18 protein-coding genes are annotated in these 22,552 nt (G+C 72.8%); 13 read left to right on the top strand and 5 right to left on the bottom strand.

Annotated features, from left to right (window positions below):
• Positions 1-35: 35 nt before the first annotated feature.
• Positions 36-3,029 carry an ATP-binding protein gene (locus SD460_RS36505; protein ID WP_318307376.1) on the bottom strand — a complete coding sequence of 998 codons (2,994 nt, stop codon included), beginning with the start codon at positions 3,027-3,029 and terminating at the stop codon, positions 36-38.
• A 90-nt stretch (positions 3,030-3,119) separates the two neighbouring features.
• On the opposite strand from SD460_RS36505, the gene sthA reads away from it, so the two are divergent.
• The 7 genes from sthA (at position 3,120) to SD460_RS36470 (ending at position 12,400) form a co-directional block, all read left to right on the top strand.
• Entirely contained in the window at positions 3,120-4,532 is a 1,413-nt protein-coding gene (sthA, locus tag SD460_RS36500; protein ID WP_290060254.1) for a Si-specific NAD(P)(+) transhydrogenase, read from the top strand.
• 72 nt (positions 4,533-4,604) lie between these two features.
• Positions 4,605-6,500, top strand: coding sequence for an intein-containing Rv2578c family radical SAM protein (locus tag SD460_RS36495; RefSeq protein WP_318307375.1), 1,896 nt, complete (start codon positions 4,605-4,607; stop codon positions 6,498-6,500).
• Positions 6,501-6,666: 166 nt separating this feature from the next.
• Positions 6,667-7,269, top strand: coding sequence for an organomercurial lyase (merB, locus tag SD460_RS36490; RefSeq protein ID WP_290060256.1), 603 nt, complete (start codon positions 6,667-6,669; stop codon positions 7,267-7,269).
• Between the two features lie 96 nt (positions 7,270-7,365).
• Complete coding sequence (gene aspS / locus SD460_RS36485; RefSeq protein WP_290060258.1) at positions 7,366-9,141, top strand: aspartate--tRNA ligase; 1,776 nt, start codon at positions 7,366-7,368, stop codon at positions 9,139-9,141.
• Positions 9,141-10,088 carry a DUF389 domain-containing protein gene (locus SD460_RS36480; protein ID WP_290060259.1) on the top strand — a complete coding sequence of 316 codons (948 nt, stop codon included), beginning with the start codon at positions 9,141-9,143 and terminating at the stop codon, positions 10,086-10,088. Before aspS ends, SD460_RS36480 begins: the two co-directional genes overlap by 1 nt.
• A 78-nt stretch (positions 10,089-10,166) precedes the next feature.
• The gene (locus tag SD460_RS36475) at positions 10,167-11,351 is read left to right on the top strand and encodes a phosphotransferase (RefSeq protein WP_318307374.1); all 1,185 of its coding nucleotides are present in this window, start codon (positions 10,167-10,169) and stop codon (positions 11,349-11,351) included.
• A 206-nt stretch (positions 11,352-11,557) separates the two neighbouring features.
• Complete coding sequence (locus SD460_RS36470) at positions 11,558-12,400, top strand: SGNH/GDSL hydrolase family protein (RefSeq protein WP_290060267.1); 843 nt, start codon at positions 11,558-11,560, stop codon at positions 12,398-12,400.
• On the opposite strand, the gene SD460_RS36465 is transcribed toward SD460_RS36470, so the two are convergent.
• The 3 genes from SD460_RS36465 to SD460_RS36455 all read right to left on the bottom strand — a co-directional run bounded on the left by SD460_RS36465 (position 12,372) and on the right by SD460_RS36455 (position 15,103).
• Entirely contained in the window at positions 12,372-13,100 is a 729-nt protein-coding gene (locus SD460_RS36465) for a metallophosphoesterase family protein (RefSeq protein WP_290060261.1), read from the bottom strand. The genes SD460_RS36470 and SD460_RS36465 overlap by 29 nt on opposite strands.
• Positions 13,101-13,161: 61 nt before the next feature.
• Positions 13,162-14,373, bottom strand: a complete 1,212-nt coding sequence (locus SD460_RS36460) for a cytochrome P450 (RefSeq protein WP_290060262.1) — start codon at positions 14,371-14,373, stop codon at positions 13,162-13,164.
• 34 nt (positions 14,374-14,407) lie between these two features.
• Positions 14,408-15,103 carry a TetR/AcrR family transcriptional regulator gene (locus SD460_RS36455; RefSeq protein WP_290060263.1) on the bottom strand — a complete coding sequence of 232 codons (696 nt, stop codon included), beginning with the start codon at positions 15,101-15,103 and terminating at the stop codon, positions 14,408-14,410.
• 141 nt (positions 15,104-15,244) lie between these two features.
• On the opposite strand from SD460_RS36455, the gene SD460_RS36450 reads away from it, so the two are divergent.
• The 3 genes from SD460_RS36450 to SD460_RS36440 all read left to right on the top strand — a co-directional run bounded on the left by SD460_RS36450 (position 15,245) and on the right by SD460_RS36440 (position 18,000).
• Positions 15,245-16,621, top strand: a complete 1,377-nt coding sequence (locus SD460_RS36450; protein WP_290060264.1) for a replication-associated recombination protein A — start codon at positions 15,245-15,247, stop codon at positions 16,619-16,621.
• A 129-nt stretch (positions 16,622-16,750) separates the two neighbouring features.
• The gene (locus SD460_RS36445; protein ID WP_290060265.1) at positions 16,751-17,128 is read left to right on the top strand and encodes a VOC family protein; all 378 of its coding nucleotides are present in this window, start codon (positions 16,751-16,753) and stop codon (positions 17,126-17,128) included.
• Positions 17,129-17,154: 26 nt separating this feature from the next.
• Positions 17,155-18,000: an NAD(P)-dependent oxidoreductase gene (locus tag SD460_RS36440; protein WP_318307373.1), complete on the top strand. Its 846-nt coding sequence runs from the start codon at positions 17,155-17,157 to the stop codon at positions 17,998-18,000.
• 92 nt (positions 18,001-18,092) lie between these two features.
• Here SD460_RS36440 and SD460_RS36435 read toward each other — a convergent pair whose 3' ends face one another.
• Complete coding sequence (locus SD460_RS36435; protein ID WP_290062656.1) at positions 18,093-18,977, bottom strand: hypothetical protein; 885 nt, start codon at positions 18,975-18,977, stop codon at positions 18,093-18,095.
• A 129-nt stretch (positions 18,978-19,106) separates the two neighbouring features.
• Between SD460_RS36435 and SD460_RS36430 the strand changes: the two genes are divergently transcribed.
• From SD460_RS36430 to alaS, 3 genes are all read left to right on the top strand, one after another.
• Positions 19,107-19,493, top strand: a complete 387-nt coding sequence (locus SD460_RS36430; protein ID WP_247011689.1) for a DUF948 domain-containing protein — start codon at positions 19,107-19,109, stop codon at positions 19,491-19,493.
• On the top strand, positions 19,490-19,795 hold the full coding sequence (locus SD460_RS36425) for a hypothetical protein (protein ID WP_318307372.1): 306 nt from the start codon (positions 19,490-19,492) through the stop codon (positions 19,793-19,795). Before SD460_RS36430 ends, SD460_RS36425 begins: the two co-directional genes overlap by 4 nt.
• Positions 19,796-19,869: 74 nt before the next feature.
• Positions 19,870-22,530 (top strand): alanine--tRNA ligase, encoded by a 2,661-nt coding sequence (alaS, locus tag SD460_RS36420; RefSeq protein WP_290062653.1) that lies wholly within the window; start codon positions 19,870-19,872, stop codon positions 22,528-22,530.
• Positions 22,531-22,552 lie beyond the last annotated feature (22 nt).

The following is a 22,552-nucleotide window of genomic DNA, read 5'->3' as shown; positions in this document are numbered from 1 at the left end:
GTAGGCACGCGGCGTTCGCGAAGCGTTCGGCCCGTTCAGGACCGGCCGGACGCGGCCCGAACGCCCAGGTCCGCCTCACACCGCCGCAGCAGGGCGACGCTGCCGTGGGCGCGGGCCAGCTCCGCGGCGGCCCGCAGGCGAGGGACCGGATCAGTGTCGTGCGCGGCTCGCAGCCGCAGCACTTCCGGCAGCCACCAGCGGTCGTCGCGGGCCTCCCCGGCGGCGAGCGCCGCGTCCAGCGTCGCGCGGGCCGCTTCGGGCGCCGAGAGGTCGGCGACCAGCGTCAGCCAGTACGGCATCCGGGCGAACGCGCCCTCGGCCTTGAGGTTCGCGACGCCTTCCTGTGCCGCGGCCAGCCCGGCCGCGCCGCCGCGGGACCAGCCGCCCAGCACCAGCGCCCATTCGCGGTAGTAGGCGAAGCCGTACCGGTCGCACAGGTCGTGCAGCTCGGCGACGGCCGCCCACAGCGCCCGCCGGTCGCGGCGCAGCTGGTGGGTGATGCCCGCGTAGGCCAGCGCGATGGTCAGGCTGTACGGGTGGCCGGCCGCGCGGGCGCGGCCGACGGCTTCGGCGCTGCTCGCCACGGCGGCGTCGTCGTGGCCGAGCAGCCAGTGGGCGTGCGCCGCCCAGGCCGGCCCGTGGATGTCCGGGCGGGTGCCGATCGGCCACGTCGACGCGTCGCGCGTGCGCTCGGCGCCCAGCTCGAAGTGCCGCAGCCCCTCGGCCGGGCGCCCGAGGCTGACCGACGAGCCCGCCACGATGAAATGCGCCGAGCCGCTCAGCGCGGGGTTCGTCCCGGGCACGAGCGTCAGCGCGCGTTCGGCCGACTCGTGCGCCAGCGCGGTCCGGCCCTGCACGAACCGGGACGACCACAGTTCCAGCAGCGCCGTCAGCGCGGAATCCTTGCTGCCCACCGCTTCCGCGAGCGCGAGCGACCGTTCCAGCACGTGCTGCAGCTCGGGGGAGGAGTAGCCGTGCCGGGCATTGAGCGGCCCGGCGAGTGCTTCGAGGACGGCGAGCTCCGCGCGGTCGCGGTTGCCGCTCGCCGGGCGCGCGCGGACGAGCGTCAGCGCCTCGCCCAGCAGCCGGATCGCCTCGGCGTGGGCGAACGTCCGCGCGGCCACGGCGGCGGCGCGCCGGTAGTGCTCGACGGCGCGGTCCGGGCGGCCGCCGCGCGCGTACTGCTCGGCCAGCTGCGCGGCCACGGCGTCGGTGTCCCCGGCGTGCAGCAGTTCCAGGCCCTGGGCCAGCCGCCGGTGCAGCAGCCACCGGCGCGGCGGGCTGACCTGCTGGTAGGCGGCGTCGCGCAGCAGGTCGTGGGTGAAGTCGTAGCCGCCGCCGACCTCGCGCACGAGCCGGCGCCGCCACAGCTCGTCGACCGCGTCGACGACGGTGTCGGCGTCGAGGTCGCTCGCCTCGGTGAGCAGTTCGAGGGTGAAGTCGCGCCCGGCCGCGGCGGCGAGCCCGGCCACCTCGCGGGCGGCCGGACCGGGCTGTTCGAGCCGGGCCCGCAGGACGCCGCTCAGCCGCCCGGACGGTGGGGAAGCATTGGCGCGCAACGCTTCCACGACGTAGAGCGGGAACCCGCCGGTGGCCGCGTGGAGCAGCGTCCGGTCCGAGGGGGACAGTGGGCGGCCGGCGACCGCTTCGCCGAGGCGGGCCGTGCCATCGGCGTCGAACGGGCGCAGTGCGAGCTCGGTCAGCTTGCCTTCGTCGCGCAGGTGCGTGGTCCAGGACTCGACGCGGGCGTCGACATCGCCGTCGCGCAATGTGGCCGCGACCAGCAGCGGCGCGTCCGGCAGGAGACCGAGGCAGAACGCGAGGAACGCACCCGTCTCTTCGTCGCACCACTGGACGTTGTCCAGCACCAGCAGGACCGGCTGCCCGCCGGCGGTCAGCGCGCGGGCCAGCCCTTCGAAGAACCGCAGGCGCTGCCACGCGTCGACCGCCGGGTGCCCGCCCGCGGCCGGGCGCGCGGCGGGCAGCAGCCGGTCGACTTCGGCGCGCCACACCGGGTCGAGCGCCACCGCCGCGCGCTGCACCGCGGGCGTGCGCAGCCAGTCGGCGACCGGGGCCAGCGGGAGCCGTCCGGCCGAGCCGAAGCAGCGGCCGGCGGCCACGACGGCGCCGTCCGCGCGCGCCAGCCCGGCGAGCTCGGTGACCAGCCGCGTCTTGCCGACCCCGGCGTCGCCCCGGACGAGGACGACCCCGGCCCGGCCCGCCGAAGCCGTGCGCCACGCTTCGCCCAGCCGGGCCAGTTCGGCGGCCCGGCCGACGAGCCCGGGCGCCGCCGCGCGCCGGACCTCCGGCTCGGGCCGCGCGAGCAGCCGCCGCAGCGCCGCGCGGGTCGGCTCGGCCGGGCCGACGCCGAGCTCGCGTTCGAGGACCGACGCGCACCGGTGGTAGGTGCTCACCGCGCCCGCCCGGTCGCCCGCCTCGGCCTGCAGCCCCATCAGCGTCCGGTAACCGGTCTCCTCCAGTGGCCGGAGCCGGATCCGGCGGCGGGCGGCGGCGAGCGCGGCGGCCGGGTCGCCCGACGGCGTCCGGCAGATCAGGTCGCACAGCTCGACGCACTGGCGGTCCAGCTCGGCGCGGGCGGCCAGTACCCAGTCGTCGGCCAGCCCCGGCAGCAGCTCGCCGCGGTAGGCGGCCAGCGCGGCGTGCGCGTGGGCGAGCCCGCCGTCGTCCCCGGCGGCCAGCGCGGCCCGGTGGGCGGCGGCGAACTCCCGCACGTCGACGCGGCTCGACGGCGTGTCACGCCAGCACAGGTCGCGCCCGGTGACGGCCAGCGACGGCGGGTCGCCCAGCACGCGGCGCAGCTGGTGCAGCTCGCGGCGCAGGTTGGTGAGCGCCTGCGCGTCGGTGGAGTCCGGCCAGAACAGCCCGGCGATCCGCCGCCGCGGCTGCGCCAGCCCGGCGTGCACGACGAGGTAGGCCACGAGCGCGACCGACCGCGGCGACCGCGTCAGCACGGCACCGGACTCGTCGTCGGCGATCACCTGCTCGCCCAGCAGCGAAACCCGCAGCACCCGGCCACGCTAGCCCCGCGGCGGCGTCGTGCGCGGATCTTCACCGGCGAGGGGTTGCGCGGCGGCGCCCGGGTGCGCAGGCTCGACGTCGTGAGCGAGCACGAGTACGACCTCATCGTCATCGGTTCGGGCCCCGGGGGCCAGAAGGCCGCGATCGCCGCGGCGAAGCTCGGCAAACGGGTGGCGGTCGTGGACCGGCACGACATGGTCGGCGGGGTGTGCGTCAACACCGGCACGATCCCGTCCAAGACGCTGCGCGAAGCGGTGCTCTACCTGACCGGGATGAACCAGCGCGAGCTGTACGGCGCGAGCTACCGCGTCAAGCAGGACATCACGATCGCCGACCTGCTGGCGCGCACCCAGCACGTCGTCGGGCGCGAGGTCCAGGTCGTGCGCGCGCAGCTGATGCGCAACCACGTCGACCTCATCCCCGGCACCGGCTCGTTCGCCGACCCGCACACCGTGGTCGTCGAGAGCAAGCACCCCGGCGACCGCCGGACGCTGAGCGGCGACCACGTCGTGATCGCCACCGGCACCCGCCCGGCGCGGCCCGCGCACGTCGACTTCGACGCCGCCCGCGTCCTCGACTCGGACGAGATCCTGCGGCTCGAGCAGATCCCGTCGTCGCTCGTGGTGGTCGGCGCCGGCGTGATCGGGATCGAGTACGCGTCGATGTTCGCCGCGCTCGGCTCGCGCGTCACCGTCGTCGAGCAGCGCGACCAGATGCTCGACTTCTGCGACCCGGAGATCGTCGAGTCGCTCAAGTTCCAGCTGCGCGACCTCGGCGTCACGTTCCGCTTCGGCGAGAAGGTCGCGGACGTCGCGGTGTCCGACGACGCCACGATCACGACCCTGGTCAGCGGCAAGCGCATCCCGGCCGACGGCGTCATGTACTCCGCGGGCCGCCAGGGCCTGACCGGCGAGCTGAACCTGGAAGCGGCGGGCCTGACCGCCGACAACCGCGGCCGGCTGGTGGTCGACGAGAACTACCGCACCGAGGTCCCGCACATCTACGCTGTCGGCGACGTGATCGGCTTCCCGGCCCTGGCGGCGACGTCGATGGACCAGGGCAGGCTCGCGGCGTACCACGCGTTCGGCGAACCGGCGAACGGCCTGGGCGCGCTGCAGCCGATCGGGATCTACACGATCCCGGAGATTTCGTACGTCGGTGCGACGGAGGCGCAGCTGACGTCGTCGTCGGTGCCGTACGAGGTCGGCATCGCGCGGTACCGCGAGCTGGCGCGCGGGCAGATCACCGGCGACAGCTACGGGATGCTCAAGCTGCTGGTGTCCACGACGGACCGCAAGCTGCTCGGCGTGCACGTCTTCGGCACCGGCGCGACCGACCTGGTCCACATCGGACAGGCGGTGATGGGCTGCGGCGGCACGGTCGACTACCTGGTGGACGCGGTGTTCAACTACCCGACGCTGTCGGAGGCGTACAAGGTGGCGGCACTGGACGCGACGAACAAGATCCGCGCTCTGGACCGCTTCTCGTCCTGAGTGGCACATGCGGCGGCGGGGCCGCGAGGAACCGGTTTGACACTCGACTAGAACGTATGTTCGACTGGCCGCGTGCGATGGGATCGGCAGCGGGCAGGGGAGGGTGAGCCGGCACTGCCCGGGCTGGAGGGCCTGGTGCGGTCCGTGCGGTCACCGGAATTCGACGGCGTCACCTTCCACGAGGTGCATGCGCGCTCGGTGCTGAACAAGGTGCCCGCCGGCTCCGGCGTGCCCTTCGGCTGGACCGTCAACCCCTACCGCGGCTGCTCCCACGCCTGCACCTACTGCCTCGAAGGCGGCACCCGGATCCTCATGGCGGACGGCCGCACCAAGGCGCTGTCCGAGCTGAAGATCGGCGACGCCATCTACGGCACCCGCGGCCACGGCGCGGCCCGGCGGCTGGTGCCCACCCGGGTCGAGGCGCACTGGACGACCCTGCGCGCCGCCTACCGGGTGACCCTCGAGGACGGCACGCGGCTCGTCGCCGGCGGGGATCACCGGTTCCTCACGAGCAAGGGCTGGAAGCACGTCACCGGCAGCAAGTTCGGCGCCGCCCAGCGGCCGCACCTCGAGCCCGGTACCGAGCTCATCGGGGTCGGGCGGTTCGAGCCGACCCCGGACGAAACACTCGGGTACCGCGCCGGCTACCTCTGCGGGATGCTGCGCTCCGGCGGGTTCGCCGCGGAACCGGACGCCGCCGCCCGCGCGCTCGAGTACCTGCCCGATTTCGGTGCCTCCGTCGGGTTCCTCAAGGTGCCGCCGGACCCGGACGCGCACTGGCAGCGCGGGTTCCTCGCCGGCGTCTTCGACCTCGCGGGCGGCTTCGGCCGCGGCATCCTCACGATCGCGCACGACGAACCCGAGATCACCGACGCCGTCGCCGCCGCGCTCGCCCGGTTCGGCTTCGCGCGCCAGCTCGACGAAGTCCCGAAGTTCCCGTCGCGGCAGGAGGTCCGGCTGCTCGGCGGCGCCGGTGAAGTCCTGCGGTTCCTGCACCTGAGCAACCCGGCGGTGACGTGGAAGCGGTCGCTCGACGGCACGGTGATCGGCGCGAGCCGCCGCCGCGTCGAGGCGATCGAGCCGCTGGGCCTGCAGCTGCCGCTGTTCGACATCACCACCGGCACCGGCGACTTCATCGCCGACGGCATGGTGTCCCACAACTGCTTCGCCCGGAACACCCACACCTACCTCGACTTCGACGCCGGCCGCGACTTCGACACCCAGGTGGTCGTCAAGGTCAACGCCCCGCAGGTGCTGACCGCGCAGCTGAAGAAGCCGTCGTGGCGGCGCGAGCACGTCGCCATGGGCACCAACACCGACCCGTACCAGCGCGCGGAAGGCCGCTACCGGCTGATGCCGGGCATCATCACGGCGCTGGCGCGCTCCGGCACGCCGCTGTCGGTGCTCACGAAGGGCACGGTGCTGGCGCGGGACCTGCCGCTGCTGCAGGACGTCGCCGCCGACGTGCCGGTCGGGCTCGCGGTCTCGATCGCGCTGCTCGACGGCGAGCTCCAGCACCGCCTCGAACCCGGGACGCCGAGCCCGCGGGCTCGGCTCGAGCTGGTCCGCAAGGCCCGGGACGCCGGGCTGCCGTGCTCGGTGCTGGTGGCGCCGGTGCTGCCGTGGCTGACCGACTCCGCGGAGGCCCTCGACGCGCTGTTCGCGCAGCTCGCCGACGTCGGCGCGTCGAGCGTGACGGTCTTCCCGCTGCACCTGCGGCCCGGCGCCCGCGAGTGGTTCGGCCGCTGGCTGGCCGGCTCGTACCCGGCGCTCGTCCCGCGGTACCGGGAGCTGTACGCGCGGGGCAGCTACGTCCAGAAGGCGTACCGGGAGCGGCTCGCCGAGCGCGTCGCGCCGTTGCTGCGGCGCCACGGGCTGGCCCCGAAGACCGGCTACGACCCGCGCGACCCCGAGCCGGCGGCGGCCCCGGAACCGGCCACGCCGGCGGAGCAGCTGCGCCTGCTTTGACGGTCCACTGTGGACCATCCGGGTGACGCACTGCGCCGTTCGACGTAATCCGGCGCCCGGTGCGCCGCGCTGTCCTGCGCTTGCGGGAAAATGTCCGATCGTGTCGTTGTCACCCCATGTCACCGGCGCCTAACGTCGAAGGGATCGAATCCGGAAGGAGCGGACGGTGACGACCTCGCAGACCGACCGCGTCGCGGCGGCCCGGCTCGCCTGGGCCGCGCTGAAGCTGACCCGGGCCGGCCGGCACCCCGTCGGCGTCGACCGGCTGGCCGCGATCGTCGGGGTCACCCCCGCCGAAGCCCGGCGGCTGGTCGAGCTGATCGGCTTCACCTTGCACCGCGATCTGGTTTCGACCGGCCCGGCCCCGCGCGGCGCCCACCACCGGCTGGAGCCGGCCGAAGGCACCCTCGGCGCGGGCCCTGACGGGTCCGTCGACATGTTCCTGCTGGCCATCGCCACCGGCGAGCGCGTGCACGCGGCCGCGGTGTGCCCGGTCACCGGCACCCACATCCGGATCGACCTGGTCTCCCACGCGATCCTGCAGGCCGACCCGCCGACCGCGGTGGTGGCCGCGATCGACCTCGGCTTCGGCCTGGCGGACGTCGACGGCGTGGCCTGCGCGGGCCAGCCGTTCTTCGCCTCGGCGTCGGCCGCGGCGAGCTGGCTGGTCGCGCACCCGGGCGGCCGGATCTACCAGGTGGCGGCGTACCTGGCCCAGGCGCACCGGCTGGTGGCGGCGCTGGAAGCCCGCCCGAAGTACGTCCTCTGAAGCGAGCGCCCGCCGACGTCGTAGGGTGGGCGGTTCGTTAGCCTTGGATCGGCGACAACCGCCGCTGGAAGCCCATCTCGAAGGAGAGCAGTCGCAGTGCTCCGCACCCACCAAGCCGGCACCTTGCGTGCCGGACAGGCCGGACAGACCGTCACCCTCACCGGATGGGTGGCCCGGCGGCGCGATCACGGCGGCGTCATCTTCATCGACCTGAGGGATGCCAGCGGCGTCGCCCAGGTCGTCTTCCGCGAGGGCGAGATGGCCGAGCGCGCGCACGCGCTGCGCTCCGAGTTCTGCGTCAAGATCGTCGGCGAGGTCGCGAAGCGCCCCGAGGGCAACGCGAACGCCGAGATCCCCACCGGCGAGATCGAGGTCCTGGCGACCGAGCTCGACGTGCTGTCGGAGTCCGCGCCGCTGCCGTTCCCGATCGACGACCGCGTCGACGTCGGCGAAGAGGTCCGCCTCAAGCACCGCTACCTCGACCTGCGCCGCAGCGCCCCGGCCGCGGCCATGCGCCTGCGCAGCGAGGTCAGCCGCGCCGCGCGCGAGGTGCTGCACGCCCAGGACTTCGTCGAGATCGAGACCCCGACGCTGACCCGCTCGACGCCGGAAGGCGCGCGCGACTTCCTGGTGCCGGCGCGGCTCAAGCCCGGCTCCTGGTACGCGCTGCCGCAGTCGCCGCAGCTGTTCAAGCAGCTGCTCATGGTCGGCGGCATGGAGCGGTACTACCAGATCGCCCGCTGCTACCGCGACGAAGACTTCCGCGCCGACCGCCAGCCGGAGTTCACCCAGCTCGACATCGAGATGAGCTTCGTCGAGCAGGACGACGTCATCGACATCGGCGAGCAGATCGTCTCCGCGCTGTGGAAGCTGATCGGGCACGAGATCCCGCGGCCGATCCCGCGCATCACCTACCACGAGGCCATGGCCAAGTACGGCTCGGACAAGCCGGACCTGCGCTTCGACCTCGAAATCACCGACATGACGGAGTTCTTCGCCGACACGCCGTTCCGCGTGTTCCAGGCGCCCTACGTCGGCGCGGTCGTGATGGCGGGCGGCGCCGACCAGCCGCGCCGCCAGCTCGACGCGTGGCAGGAGTGGGCGAAGCAGCGCGGCGCGAAGGGCCTCGCGTACATCCTCGTCAACGAGGACGGCACGCTCGGCGGCCCGGTCGCGAAGAACCTGTCCGAGACCGAGCGCGAGAACGTCGCCCAGGCTGCCGGGGCCAAGCCGGGTGACTGCATCTTCTTCTCGGCAGGGAAGGCCGCGTCGACGCAGCCGCTGCTCGGCGCCGCGCGCGACGAGATCGGCAAGCGCCTCGGCCTGATCGACGAAAACGCCTGGTCGTTCGTCTGGGTCGTCGACGCGCCGCTGTTCGCGCCGGTCGAGGACATCGGCGACGACGTCGCCGTCGGCTCCGGCAAGTGGACCGCCGTGCACCACGCCTTCACCTCGCCGACCCCGGAGTGGATCGACAAGTTCGAGCAGGACCCGGGCAACGCGCTGGCCTACGCCTACGACATCGTCTGCAACGGCAACGAGATCGGCGGCGGCTCGATCCGTATCCACCGCGGCGACGTCCAGAAGCGCGTCTTCAGCCTGATGGGCCTCGGCGAGGAGGAGGCGCAGGAGAAGTTCGGCTTCCTGCTCGACGCCTTCGCCTTCGGCCCCCCGCCGCACGGCGGCATCGCGTTCGGCTGGGACCGCATCGTCATGCTGCTGGCCAAGGCCGACTCGCTGCGTGACGTGATCGCGTTCCCGAAGACCGGCGGCGGCTACGACCCGCTGACCGCGGCGCCCGCGCCGATCACGGCGCAGCAGCGCAAGGAAGCCGGCATCGACGCGAAGCCGGCACCCGCCCCGCAGAACTAGTGCTGCACCTGAGGGCCGTGTGCCCGCCGGAGAAGACCGCCGAGGCGCTCGACATCCTGCGGGCGCACGCCGGGACGGCGCACCTGATCGTGCACCGCGGTGCCGCCGTCTCGCCCGAAGGCGACCTGGTCGAGGCCGACATCGCGCGCGAGGCGGCGGACGAGATCCTCGAAGCGCTCTGCGTGCTCGAGCTCGACCACACCGGCGGCATCACGCTCGAAGCGCTCGACACGGCGCTCTCGGACGCCGCCGACACGGCGGAAGCGGCCGCGCCCGGCGAAGGCGCGGACGCCGTGGTGTGGGACGAGCTGGTCGCGCGGTCCGGCGAGGAGTCGCGGCTCAACGTGACGTTCCTGGCGTTCCTCACCATCGCCTGCCTGCTGGCCGCGGTCGGCGTGCTGACGGACTCCGCGGTGACGATCGTCGGCGCGATGGTCGTCGGGCCGGAGTTCGGCCCGCTGGCCGCGCTCGCGGTGGGGCTGGTGCTGCGGCGCTGGGACCTCGTCCGGCTGGCGGGCGCCGCGCTCGGCGTCGGTTTCCCGCTGGCGATGGTGGTCACGCTCGGCGGCGCGCTGCTGGTCCGGGTGACCGACGTCTTCGGGACGGCGGCGTTCGAGCTGAAACAGCACAACGACGTCGACTTCGTCTTCTCGGTCGGGGTGCCGTCCCTGGTGGTGGCGATGCTCGCCGGCGCCGCGGGCATGCTCGCCATGACGTCGGCGAAATCGGCCGCGCTGGTGGGCGTGTTCATTTCGGTCACCACGGTTCCCGCCGCGGGTTACGCGATGGTGGCGGCGGTGGCGGGGGAGTGGAGCCGATGCCTCCAATCGGTGGGACAGCTGCTCGTGAACCTTCTCGGAATCGTTGCAGCTTCGGCCATTGTGTTGATCGTGCGCCGGAATGGGCAACGTTTACCGGTGGGGACGCGTCCGCTTTCACGCGGGTGACCGCATCCGGGCGGGATGCGTCTTCTTGTCCGGATCTCAGTAGTCATGGTTGCTCAGTCACGAGTAGGGTCGGTGACAATGACAGTCGACACCTCCTCCACCGGCGATGCTGGGGTCGGGGCAGGAGCCGGGCAACTCGCCGTCGCCGCCGCGGTCGCGGCGGGCGAGTCCGTTCTCTCACGCCGGTTCGGCAGCGCCATCACCCTCGTCGCCCCCGAGGACCTCGCGGGGAGCGGGCCGGCGACGGTGGTCCGCGCCCGGGTGGTGTCGTCGTCGTTCGCGCTGCCGCGCACCGTGGTCGTCAAGCACTACCCGGACCCGCCGGGCCCGGGCGCCGACCCGTTCGCCCAGGAGGCGGTCAGCTACCAGCTGTTCACGGCGCTGGCTCCGGACGAGCGGATGTGCCCGGAACTGCTCGCCCACGACGGCCGCGACCGCGCGCTGGTGCTGGAGGACCTCGGCCGCACGCCGACGCTGGAGGACAAGCTCTACGCGCGTGACTCCCGCGCGGCCGAGCGCGCGCTGCTGTCCTGGGCTCGTTCGCTGGGCCGGCTGCACGCGAACACCGCGGGCCGCGAAGCGGACTTCAACGCCCTGCTGCGGCGCCTCGGCGGCCCGGCGAAGGGCGACGAGAGCGACGTCGACGCGCTGTGCGCGGCCGTGCCGCCGGTGATCCAGGAGCGCCTGGGCATCCCGGTCCCGGACGCGGTCCGCGCCGCGGTGACGATGTCCCTGGAGCAGTCCCGGTCGGCGGGCTTCCGCGCGTTCAGCCCGGTCGAGCTCAGCCCGGACAACAACCTGGTGACCGGCGAGGGCGTCCGCTTCCTGGACTTCGAATACGGCTGCGTCCGCTCGGCCCTGGTCGACGCGGCGCACCTGAGGCTCCCGTTCGCGAGCTGGCCGGACGCGCTCGCCCTCCCGGCGGGCATGAGCGAGGCGATGATCGCGGCCTGGCGCGCGGAGGTGGTGGGCGTCTGGCCGGCGTTCGCCGACGACGAGGCACTGGCCGCGCACCTGACGGCCAGTGAGCTGCTGCGGGTGTGGCTCATCACGGGCGAGGAGCTGGCCTCACTGGACCTCTCGCGCCACGCGGCCCCGGTGAGCCGCGAGGCGGCGTTCGTGACGTGGTGGCGCGACCTGGCGAGGCACGCGGGGTACGTGCGCATGACGGCGGTATCGGAGTTCGCGGCGAGGGTGGCGGCGGCACTGGCGGCCCGGTTGGGGCCGCACGCGGACCTGGCGTTCTACCCGGCTTTCCGCTGACCCCGAGCGCCCCAATGTGGCCTTCGGTGCGTCTGAAGCACCCAAGGCGGCCTTCGGTGCGTCAGACGCAACCAAGGCCGCCTTGGGGCGCTCGAGGGTCCGGCGGACAGGACATTTCCGGCACCCTGTGAGGTGAGCGTCAAGAATTAGGCGCGGTGTCGAAGTCGCGTTACCTCGTCCTCACCGGCCGTGAGCCTCCGTGGCCGATGGTCGGGGGCGTGACCGTGATCGGTGTCGAAGTCACTCCCGAACCCTCCCGGCCCGTGCTCGCGGCCGTTCCGGAGCTCAAGCCCGCGCGGCGGCTCGTCGTGCTCGGGGATTCCACCGCCGTCGGGCTGGGGGATCCGCTGCCCCGGCGGGGTGGGTGGCGCGGGGTCGGCCCGCTCGTCGCCGCCGCGCTCGGGGTGGCCGATGACGGGTACCTCAACCCCTCCTTCACCGGGGCGCGGATGCGGTGCGTGCTCACCGAGCAGGTTCCCGCCGCCGTCGCGCACCGGGCGGATGTCGCGCTGCTCGTCGCCGGGATGAACGACACCCTGCGCCCGGACTTCGACGCCGCGCGCATCGCGGCCGACCTCACCGAGGTGATCCACCGCCTCCGCGCCACGGGGACGACCGTGGTGCCCGTCCGGTTCCACGACCACAGCAAGGTGTTCCGCCTCCCGCCGTCGCTGAAGCGCGCGCTGAGCGCCCGGGTCGCCGAGCTGAACGCGGCCATCGACGACGTCGTCGCTCGCGAAGGCGTGCCGTGCCTCGACCTCGACCGGCTGCCCGGCGCCTACGAGCTGGCCTCGTGGAGCGTCGATCGCCTGCACCCCTCCGAACTCGGCCACCGCATGCTCGCGGCGGGCTTCACCGGGCTGCTCGCCGGTGCCGGGTTCGCCGTGCCGGAACCGGTGAGCCTCACCTGCAGCGGCGGCGTCGAGCCCAGCGCCGCGGGGCACGCGGGGTGGCTGGTGCTCAAGGGGATCCCGTGGCTCTGGCGCCGCGGCCGCGAGTTCCTGCCCTACGCCGCGGTCATCATGTGGAACTCGTTCCGCGCCCGCTGAACACCCGCAGCGCTTCCGCGTCCGAAGCCGGGTTGCGGACGAAGAAGTCCGCCCACTCCTCGATGTCCGGGTACGCGCAGTGCTCCGCGAGGAACCGGCACGCCGCCTCCGCGTCGTACTCCGTGCGCCGCAGCTCGACGCCGTCGCCGAGCAGGGCCCAGTGCGCACCCCTTGCGCCGTAAGGCATGCCGACGCTGCCGGGGTTGACGATCAGCCGCCGGTCGGCCAGCCGCACGAACGGCATGTGCGTGTGCCCGCAGACGACGACGTCCTCGGTGACCCCCGCCAGGACCTCGGCCCACCGGTCGAGCGGGCTGTCGACGAGCACGATTTCCGCGTCGTCGCGCGGGGTCGCGTGGCAGTACAGGACGCCGTCCAGGGACACCGTCAAGGGCAGCGCGTCCAGGAACGGCAGCTGAGCGGGACGCAGCTGCCGGGCCGCCCACGGGAAGATCGGGTCCGGGACGAAGTCGCCGGCCCCGCGCGCGGACGCCGCCAGCTCGCGGTCGGCGTTGCCGCGCACCCACACCGCCCGCGAACCGAGCGACGACAACCGCTCGAGCGTCTCCACCGGCATCGGCCCGGCGAGGACGTCGCCGAGCAGCACGATCCGGTCCGCCGCCTCGACGTCCGGCTCCGCCAGGACAGCCTCGAGCGCGGGGAGCACCCCGTGGACGTCGGACAGCACCGCCACCGTCATCGGTCCACCCTCGGGCACGGAAGCGCCCCGGGCGAGGGTTTTCGCCCAGGGCGCAACCGGTTCAGCCGATGGCGAGCGGCAGCTCGCGCACCCCGGTCATGCTCGGGTTGATCTGGAACTTCGGCGGCTCACCCGGGATCGTGCGCAGCGCCGGGTAGCGGTCGAACAGGATGTCCAGCGCCACCCGCCCCTCCAGGCGGGCCAGCGGCGCCCCGATGCAGAAGTGGATCCCGCGGCCGAACGCCAGGTGCGGGTTCGGATCGCGCAGCGGGTTGAACGTGTCCGGGTCGGTGAACACCCGCTCGTCCCGGTTGGCGGCCGCCACCCACACCAGCAGCATCTGGTCGGGCGGCACGGTCACGCCGCCCAGCTCCACTTCGCGGTTCGCCGTGCGGGCCACCGCCGCGAACGGCGAGAGGTACCGCAGCGACTCCTCGATCGCCGGCGGCAGCAGTGACCGGTCGGCGCGCACCCGCCGGTCCCACTCCGGGTGCGTGTCCAGGCACAGGACGGCGTTGCCGAGCAGCATCGTGGTGGTGATGTGCCCGGCCAGCAGCAGGACGTTCGCGAAGTTGACGACTTCGTTGCGCGTCAGCCGTTCCCCGTCGACCTCGGCCTCGACGAGCTTCGTCAGCAGGTCCTCGCGCGGCTGCTTGCGCCGTTCGTCGACGTGCGTGGCGAGGTATTCGGCAAGCGCTTTCTGGCCTTCCAGGGATTTCTTGACCGACTCTTCCTGGGTCTTCGTCTGCTCCTTCAGCGAGAACTGTTCCGAGGAGTCGAACAACTTGTCCGCCCAGCCCTTGAACAGGTACCGGTCGCTCGCGGGGACCCCCAGCAGCTCCGCGATCACGATCACCGGCAACGGGTAGGCCAGGTCCTCGACCAGCTCGAGCCGTCCGCCGCCGCCCGCCGCGTCGAGCAGTTCGTTCGTCACCGCGGCGATGCGCGGCTCCAGGTCCGCGACGACCTTCGGCGTGAACGCGCGGCTGACGAGCTTGCGCATCTTGTTGTGCAGCGGCGGGTCCAGCTGCAGCAGGTTGCCCGCCGACATCTCCTTCAGGTCGGCGTCCTTCATCATCTCCTGCGGCACCAGCCGGGTGGTGTCCGAGGAGTACGTCGCCGGGTCGCAGAGGACCTCTTCGGCCTCCGGGTGCCCGTAGACGTTCCAGACGCCGAGTTCGGGCGCGTGCCGCACCCGTGCCTCCGGTTGCTTCCCCCGCAGCCAGAACTGGGATTCGTGGAGTCCCCAGGTGTCGGCGAGTGTGGTGGTCATGTCCGCCCCTTCTTTCCCCTGTGCGGCCCCGGTGTCAGCCGGGTGCCTTGGCGGGATCGTGTGCGTAGATCCCTTGCCGTAAGCCCGAAACGAGCGCTTCGAGCGCCGAACCCAGCTCCGCCGCCACGTCCGCGACCGCCAGGGGGTCCGGTTCCCCCGCCGGCTCGAACGACGTGCGGATGATGTGCGCGAGGACGGCCGCCTTCTCCTCGAGGGCGATCCCGTCGAACTCGTCGGAAAGCGTGTCGCCGAGGTAGAAGCCGAGCGTCGCGGCGTGCAGCGCGTAGGTCACGTTCGGGACGTCCGCGCGGATCAGCCCGCGCCGGAGCATGGCGTCCTCGAACTGCCCGCGCAGCTCGTCCTGCTGCTTGCGCAGGGCGAGGTCGCCGAGTGAGCCGAACATCCCGGCGTTGCCGCGCAGCATCGCCATCACCAGCGGACGGCGCTGCGTGACGAGGAACGACGACGAGATCATCCGGTGCGGCAGGATCATCGCCGGGTCGGCCTTGATCACGCTCAATATCTCGTCGGTCAGGTCGGCCGATTCGCGCATCATCAGCGCCTGGAACAGCAGTTCCTTGTTCCGCCAGTGCAGGTAGACCGTGCCCTTGCCGATGCCGACCGCGCGCGCGATGTCGTCGATCGCCACCTTGCGGTAGCCCATGCGCAGCAGCAGTTCGCCTGCCGCGTCCAGGATGCGGTCGGCACGCTCGCGGTTCGGATGACTCATGCGGTTCCACCTGCGGTTTCGTTGAACATTTGACCTGTTGACCAGAATCGCACTTTCGGTCAACCGGTCATCACGACGGTAGCGCGGTCACCGGTGCCTCGGCAAGCGGTCTTGTCGGTGCCGTCGGTTAACGTCATCGGTGTGGCACAGGACGAGCTCTTCACCGTGAACGCCGAGTTGGCGCCCCCGCCGGAACCGACGGGGTCGAACGCGGGGGAACCGCAGGCGGACCCGGCGAGCTCGCCCCTCGCGGTCCGGATGCGGCCGCGCTCGCTCGACGAGGTCGTCGGCCAGCAGCACCTGCTGCGCGAAGGCGCCCCGCTGCGGCGCCTGGTCGAAGGGGCCGCGCCGGCGTCCGTGCTGCTCTACGGCCCGCCCGGCACCGGCAAGACCACCCTGGCCAACCTCGTGTCGATCGCCACGGGACGCCGGTTCGTCGCCATGTCGGCGCTGTCGGCGGGCGTCAAGGAGGTCCGCGGGGTCATCGAGGAGGCCCGGCGGCGGCGGCAGTACAACGCCGAAAACACCGTGCTGTTCATCGACGAGGTGCATCGCTTCTCCAAGACCCAGCAGGACGCGCTGCTCGGCGCGGTCGAGGACCGCACCGTGCTGCTGGTCGCGGCGACCACCGAAAACCCGTCGTTCTCGGTCGTTTCGCCGCTGCTGTCGCGGTCGCTGGTGCTGCAGCTGCGCCCGCTGACCGACGACGACATCACGCGGCTGCTGGAGCGCGCGCTGACCGACGAGCGCGGTCTCGGCGGTGAGTTGACGCTGAGCGAAGACGCGCGCGCCCACCTCGTCCGGCTCGCGGGCGGGGACGCGCGCCGCGCGCTGACCGCACTCGAAGCGGCGGCGGACGCGGCCTCGGCCACCGAGGCGAAGGCGATCGACCTCGCCATCGTCGAGTCCACTGTGGACAAGGCGGCGGTGCGCTACGACCGCGACGGCGACCAGCACTACGACGTGATCAGCGCGTTCATCAAGTCCATCCGCGGCTCCGACGTCGACGCCGCGCTGCACTACCTGGCCCGGATGATCGAGGCGGGGGAGGACCCGCGGTTCCTCGCCCGGCGGCTGGTCGTGCACGCCAGCGAGGACATCGGGATGGCCGACCCGACGGCCCTGCAGGCGGCGGTCGCGGCGTCGCACGCCGTCCAGTTCATCGGCATGCCGGAGGGCAGGCTCGCGCTGGCGCAGGCGACCATCCACCTGGCCACCGCGCCGAAGTCGAACGCGGTCATCGCCGGCATCGACGCGGCGCTGGCCGACGTCCGCGCCGGGCTCGCCGGTACCGTCCCGCCGCACCTGCGCGACGGTCACTACGCGGGCGCGAAGAAGCTCGGCAACGCGCAGGGGTACCGCTACCCCCACGGTGTTCCGGAGGGCGTGCTGGCGCAGCAGTACCCGCCGGACGAGCTGGTCGGCCGGGACTACTACGAGCCGACCCAGCGCGGGGCCGAACGGACGCTCGCCGAGCGCGTCCCGAAGCTGCGCCGGACGATCCGCGGGGAAAAGTGACCACGGCGGAACAAAGTGCGGGTGCTTGATCACCGGGGCGGGCCGCGGCGTTCAAGATCATCGGGTTTCGTAAGCTTCGCCCCTTGACGTGGCCCGAACCGGGTCCCGGTTACGGCAGGAGGCGAACCCGTGCCCGCGACGCTGCAGTGCATCGTCCTGGATTGCCCGGAACCGGTCGTGCTGGCCCACTTCTACCAGGCTCTGCTCGGCGGCGAGGTGGACCGGCCCGATCCGCGGTGGCGGGTCGACGAAGACTGGTCCACCCTGCACGTCGGCGGATTCGTCCTGGGTTTCCAGCGGTCGCTCGACTACCGGCCGCCGCGCTGGCCGGACCCGGGCTTCCCGCAGCAGTTCCACCTCGACTTCGAGGTCGACGACTTCCGCGAGTCCCACCGCCAGGTCCTGCAGCACGGCGGGCGCCTCCTCGACCCGGACCTCGGCGGCCGCGGCTGGCGCGTCTACGCCGACCCGGCGGGTCACCCGTTCTGCCTCCTCGGTGATTACTGAGCGCGCTTTCCGGGCACGATGAGGGCATGAGCGTCGCGTTTCTCGGAACCGGAATCATGGGCGCGCCGATGGCGGCCAACATCGCGAAGGCGGGCCTCGGCGTCCGGGTCTGGAACCGGACCCGCGCCAAGGCCGAACCCCTCGCCGACGTCGCCACCGTCGCACATTCGGCGGCTTCGGCCGCCGAGGGCGCGGACACCCTCGTGACGATGCTCGCCGACGGTCCCGCCGTGGCCGAAGCGTTCGAAGCCGCTTCGCCCGCGCCGGGCACGTTGTGGCTGCAGATGAGCACGGTCGGCCTCGACTGGACCGACCGCCTCGCCGCGGCCGCGGAGAAGGCCGGCGTGGTGTTCGTCGACGCGCCCGTGCTCGGCACCCGCCAGCCGGCGGAGCAGGCACAGCTGCAGGTGCTGGCGTCCGGCCCGGAGGAAGCCCGCCCGAAGGCGACGCCGGTGTTCGACGCGGTCGCCGTGAAGACGCAGTGGCTCGGCCCGGCGGGCCAGGGCAGCCGGCTGAAGCTGGTCATGAACGCCTGGGTGCTCGCGCTGACCAACGGCACCGCGGAGAGCCTGGGCCTGGCCGCGGCGCTGGGGGTGGAGCCGTCGCTGTTCCTGGAGACGATCAAGGGCGGCGGCCTCGACGCCGGCTACGCGCACGTCAAGGGTGCGGCGATGCTGTCGGGCGAGTACCCGCCGTCGTTCCCGGCCGGCCTGGCGGCGAAGGACGCTCGCCTGGTGGTGGAAGCCGCGGGCGACGACGTCGACGTGGCGGGCGCCCGTGCGGCGCAGTCCCACCTGGAGGCGGCCGTCGAAGCGGGCCACGGCGAAGAGGACATGGCGGTGCTCTACCGCGCGGTGCTCAAGTCCCGCTGACCCCAAGCGCCCCAATGTGGCGTTCGGTGCGTCAGACGCACCGAACGCCACATTGGGTGCGCTGGACGCAACCAACGCCACATTGGGGCGCTTCAGGCTGGGAGGAGCGTCGCCAGGCGGTCCACGCCCAGGCCGCTCGTCATCAGCCGCTCCTTCGCGTTCCCCAGCAGCCGCCGCGTCCACGGGGTGAAGCCGCCGTCGCCGACGTCGGCGAGTTCGCCGCCGAAGGACGCGTACACCTTGAAGCAGAGGCCCTCGTAGTACCCGCCCCGGCCGCCTTCGCGGTCCGGGAACGGGTGGACCGGTACCCCGGTTCCGTCGAGCAGACCCTCGAACCGCGGGTCCAGCACGGTGACCCCGAGCGACACCTCCGTCGCGCCCAGCGCCCGGCAGCCCGCGGCCATCAGCCGGGCGTGCTCGGCGGCGTGCTGCCGCTCGAAGCCCAGGTCGCCGGTGTCGCGGCCCGCCGTCACCGCGCCGAACAGCGAGAAGTGCGCGAACAGCCCGGCGGCGACCCGCTGGGCGCGCACCACCCGCTGCACCGTCGCCAGCCGGACCGGATCGGGGCCGGTGCGCCGGACCGCCGCCTCCAGGGCGAGGCCCGCCGTGGGGTCCGCGGCGACCTCGGTGCCGCGGCCGGTCGGGACGACCCGGTGCTGCGCCAGGCCGGTCACCGCCGAGTGCGTCCCGAGCGGCGTCAGCGGCGAGAGCGTCACCAGCTCGAACGGCGAGGCCGCCGCGAGCAGGGCGTCCTCGACGCGGCGCAGCAGCCCGGACGGCAGCGGGCTCGGCTTCACGAACCGGTCGTCCCGGTGGCGGCGCAGCACGGCGGGCCCGGTCAGGCGGGCCGCGCGGCGGCGGGCCACCTCGAGCTGGACCGTGGTCAGGTCGGCACCGGGCAACGCGGCCAGCACGTCCGCCGCCGGGCCGCCCGGTCCGGCGAGCACCCGGCGTCCGGGTCCTTCGTCGTCTCCCATCGCCCCGGTCTACCGCCTCGCCACGGCGAGGAGCGAGGCGTTTTCCGGGCCCGGCGGGGTGACACGGTCGGGAACCCGGCCAGGCGGTAACCTCACCAGCACCCAAGACCGCTTATCCGAGGAGGGCCCGTGTCGGCAGGGCAGATCGCCGCGTTGATCGCCGCAGGAGCATTCGTGGTGCTGGTCGTCCTGCTGGCGATCCCGCTGATCAAGCTCGGCAAGACGCTGGACGCGGCCACCGAAGCGATCGAGCGCACCAACAGCAACACCGACCCGCTGCTGATCGGCGCGAACCAGACGATCACGCACGTCAACACCCAGCTCGAGCGGGTGGACGGGATCACGTCGAACGCGCAGGCCGTCACCGGCAACGTCTCCGCGCTGACGTCGGTGTTCACCGCGACGCTGGGCGGCCCGCTCGTCAAGACCGCGGCGCTGTCCTACGGCCTGTCCAAGGCCATCCGCGCGCGCAAGAAGAAGAACGCGCTGAAGGCCGCGAAGAAGGCCGGCAAATGAGGCGGCTGTTCTGGCTCGGCGTCGGCGTGGTCGCCGGCGTCGCCCTGTCCCGCAAGGCCGCCGAAACCGCTCGTCAGGCCACCCCGGCGGGGTTAGCATCGAACCTGGGAGAGGCCGTGCGCGAGCTGGCCGGCGCCGTGGGTTCGTTCGGCGCCGAGGTGCGCGCGGGCATGAGCGAGCGGGAGCAGGAGTTGCACGACATGGTCGAGGAGCGCACGGGTGTCTCGGCGCCCCGCGCCGAAGGACGGCACGCCGCCGCCGCGCGGCGCCCGGCCCGGCGAGCTCGCCGGGCGGAGGGCTGATCCGGGCCTGCCCGGAAACCTTCCGCCGCCGACGCCGACCCTGTTTCTCCTCACCCAGCTACTAGGACTGACCCGTGGACACACACGAAATCACCGATCGTTTCCTGCGCCATTTCGAGAGCAAGGGCCACACGCGCGTGCCCAGCGCGCCGCTGATCCTCGACGACCCGAACCTGCTGTTCGTCAACGCCGGCATGGTGCAGTTCAAGCCGTACTTCCTCGGTGAGGCGCCGCCGCCGTACCCGCGCGCGACCTCCGTGCAGAAGTGCGTGCGCACGCCGGACATCGACGAGGTCGGCAAGACCACCCGGCACAACACGTTCTTCCAGATGGCGGGCAACTTCTCCTTCGGCGACTACTTCAAGGAAGGCGCCATCGAGAACGCGTGGGAGCTGATCACCAAGCCCCAGAGCGAAGGCGGCTACGGCCTCGACCCGGACCGCATCTGGGCGACGGTCTACGAGGACGACTCCGAAGCCGCGGGCCTGTGGCGCAAGCTGACCGGCCTGCCCGGCGAGCGGATCCAGGCGCGCGACGGCAAGGACAACTACTGGGACATGGGCGTGCCCGGTCCCGGCGGCCCGTGCTCCGAGATCTACTACGACCGCGGCCCGGCCTACGGCCGCGAGGGCGGCCCGATCGCGGACGAGGATCGCTACATCGAGATCTGGAACCTCGTCTTCATGCAGGACGTCCGCGGCGACCTGAGCCCGAAGCTGGGCCACAAGCCGATCGGCGAGCTGCCGAAGAAGAACATCGACACCGGCATGGGCGTCGAGCGCGTCGCGACGATCCTGCAGGGCGTCGAGAACGTCTACGAGACCGACCTCGTGCGCCCGGTCATCGGCCGCGCCGAGGAGTTCTCGGGCCGCCGCTACGGCGCGAACCACGCCGACGACGTCCGCTTCCGCGTCATCGCCGACCACGCCCGCACCGGCGTCATGCTGATCGGCGACGGCGTCACCCCGGGCAACGACGGCCGCGGCTACGTGCTGCGCCGCCTCCTGCGCCGCATCGTCCGCTCGTCGCGCCTGCTGGGCGTGCACGAGCCGGTGCTGCAGGCGTTCGCGGCGGTCGTGCGCGACACGATGGGCCCGACCTACCCCGAGCTGGTCGACGGCTTCGACCGCATCAACGAGGTCGTCCGGATCGAGGAGGAGGCCTTCCTCTCGACCCTGACCTCCGGGTCGCGCATCTTCGACCTCGCGGCCGAGGAAACCAAGCGCGGCGGCGGCGACGTGCTGGCCGGCGACAAGGCGTTCCAGCTGCACGACACCTACGGCTTCCCGATCGACCTCACCCTCGAAATGGCGGCCGAGCAGGGCCTGTCCGTCGACGAGGACGGCTTCCGCACGCTCATGAACGAGCAGCGGACCCGCGCGAAGGCGGACGCGGCGGCCCGCAAGACCGGCCACGGCGACCTCTCGGAGTACCGGAAGGTCCTGGAGCAGCGCGGCGAGACCGAGTTCCTCGGCTACACCGACCTGCAGGCCGAGGCGAAGGTCGTCGCGCTGCTCGAAGACGGCCAGCCGGTCCGCAGCGTCGGCGCGGGCAAGAAGGCGGAGCTGGTCCTCGACCGCACGCCGTTCTACGCCGAGAGCGGTGGCCAGGTCGCCGACACCGGCGTCCTGCTGGGCGACGGCTTCGAGCTGAAGGTCCTGGACGTCCAGAAGATCGTCCCAGGGCTGTTCGTGCACCGCGTCGAGGTGGTCGACGGCGAGGTCGGCCTCGACTCGAAGGTCACCGGCTCGGTCGACGCGCACCGCCGGCTGTCCATCGAGCGCTCGCACTCCGCGACGCACCTGGTGCACGCGGCCGTCCGCGGCGCCTACGGCAAGCGCGCGGCGCAGGCGGGCTCGCTGAACTCGCCCGGCCGCATGCGGTTCGACTTCACCACCCCGGGCTCGGTGTCCGCGGACGTGCTGACCGAGGTCGAGCAGGAGGTCAACGACTACCTGGTGACCGACGTCGAGGTGCAGAGCTTCACCACGACCAAGGACCGGGCCCTCGAGCTGGGCGCGGTCGCGCTGTTCGGCGAGAAGTACGGCAACGACGTCCGCGTGGTCGACATGGGCGAGTACTCCCGCGAGCTCTGCGGTGGCACGCACGTCGACCGGATCGGCCAGCTCGGCCTGGTCAAGCTGGTCTCGGACGCCTCCATCGGCTCGGGCGTGCACCGCGTCGAGGCGCTGGTCGGCACGGACGCGCTGAAGTACGTCCGCAAGGAGCAGCTGCTGGTCTCGCAGCTGGCGAACACCTTCAAGGTGCCGTCGGACCAGCTGCCCGGCCGCATCGAGGACGTCCTGACCCGGCTGAAGAACGCCGAGAAGGAGATCACGCAGCTCAAGACCCAGCAGGTGCTGGGCTCGGCGGGCGCGCTGGTCGACAAGGCGCAGGAGATCGGCGGCGTGACCGTGGTGGCCGAGGTCGTCCCGGACGTCGACGGCAACGGCCTGCGCGCGCTCGCCTCGGACATCCGCGGCCGCCTCGGCGCGCGGCCCGGTGTGGTGGCGCTGTTCTCGCCGGCCGGCGAGAAGCTGAGCTTCGTCGTCGCGACGACCAAGGCGGCCCAGGAGAAGGGCATCGCCGCGGGCAAGCTCGTCCCGTCGTTCGCCGAGCAGATCGGCGGCCGCGGCGGCGGCAAGCCCGACATGGCCCAGGGCGGTGGCACGAACCCGGCCGGCGCGGCCGACGCGGTCACGGCCCTGCGCTCGGCGATTGCCGGCATTGGTTAACCGCGGAAACCGCGGTCCGGAT

Source organism: Amycolatopsis solani, from assembly GCF_033441515.1.
In the GTDB taxonomy this organism is placed as follows: domain Bacteria; phylum Actinomycetota; class Actinomycetes; order Mycobacteriales; family Pseudonocardiaceae; genus Amycolatopsis; species Amycolatopsis solani.
This window is presented reverse-complemented; position numbering and strand designations above follow the sequence as displayed.